At 65.4% G+C, this 1,438-nt stretch carries 1 protein-coding gene; it reads left to right on the top strand.

The genetic code is table 11. The features are described 5' to 3' along the window. Positions 1–13: 13 nt before the first annotated feature. Positions 14–1,438: aldehyde dehydrogenase family protein (locus tag ACXRVY_RS29025; RefSeq protein ID WP_458238959.1), on the top strand; the 1,425-nt coding region annotated here is incomplete at its 3' end.

The following is a 1,438-nucleotide window of genomic DNA, read 5'->3' as shown; positions in this document are numbered from 1 at the left end:
GTGTAACCGTTTCATGTCTCTTGCGCTCGAACGTCTAGTCGCTGGCACGCCCATCCCTTTCGCCGGTAATCGTGTCACTGTCGTCAGCCCCGAACTGGCGCAACGCTTCCAGCCCGGTGACCACCTGCTGGTGGAGCAGGTCAGTGGCGAGTTGCTGCTGATCCCCGTGGCGGACCAGCAGGCGGCCAGCGTCGCGATCGAGCGCGCCGAAGCGGCGTTTACCGCGCTGTCGGCGGTGTCCGATCAAGCGATCAGCGCCTTCTTCGATCTGTTTGCCCAACGCCTGGAAACCCCGGAGTGCTGGGCCTTGATCGAGGCCGCCAACCTGGCCGACATCGAACGGGCCAAGGCGCGCGGTCGCTCGACCACCCGGTTGCTGGCCGATGAGCGCATGCGTCGCGACATGATCGCCGGCCTGCGCGCCTGGCGTGATGCAGCGGCCAGCCGTGGCAAGGTGATCAGTTGCGTCGAGCACGATGGCTGGAAAGTCGAGCAAGTGGTCTCGCCGCTGGGCATCGTCGCCTTTGTCTTCGAAGGCCGGCCGAATGTGTTTGCCGATGCGGCCGGTGTATTGCGCACCGGCAACACCGCCGTGCTGCGCATCGGCAGTGATGCGTTGGGCACGGCCCAGGCGATCGTCACCCACGCACTGAACCCTGCGCTGAGCGACGCCGGCTTGCCGGCCGGTGCGGTGTCGCTGGTGGAAAGTGTCAACCACGCCGCCGGTTGGGCGATGTTCGCTGACCGGCGCCTGTCATTGGCAGTGGCCCGTGGTTCGGGGCGCGCCGTCAGCCAGTTGGGCAGCATCGCACAGCAGGCCGGCACGGCGGTCAGCCTGCACGGCACCGGTGGTGCGTGGCTGATCGCCAACGCCGATGCCGACACCCCGCGTTTTGCCGCCGTGGTGCGCAACTCCCTGGACCGCAAGGTCTGCAACACCCTGAACGTCTGCCTGATTCACCGCGACCGTGCCGCTGAACTGGTGCCGCTGTTCCTCGACGCACTCAAGCAGGCCGGCACCGCACGCGGGCAGGGTTGCAAGCTGCACATCGTCGAAGGCAGCGAGTCGCACCTGCCGCAAGACTGGCTGGCTGCAACGGTCCAGGTGTACCGAGCCGAAGGCTATCAGACTGAGGCACAGGCCGAGCCGTTGCCGGAAGACCAATTGGGCCGTGAATGGGAGTGGGAAGAAACCCCGGAAGTCAGCCTGAAGATCGTCGACGACCTGGACGGTGCCATTGCCTTGTTCAATCGCTATAGCCCGCAATTCACGGTGTCCTTGATCAGTGAAAGTGCCGAGGCCCAGGAGCGTTTCTACAACGCGGTCAACGCGCCTTTTGTCGGCAATGGCATCACCCGTTGGGTCGACGGCCAGTACGCGCTGAACAAGCCGGAACTGGGGCTTTCGAACTGGGAGAGCGGGCGCCTGTTTGCGCGC

The organism is Pseudomonas sp. P5_A2_2 (genome assembly GCF_054177685.1).
Note: the sequence above shows the minus strand (reverse complement) of the source record. Positions and strands in the feature narration are given on the sequence as shown.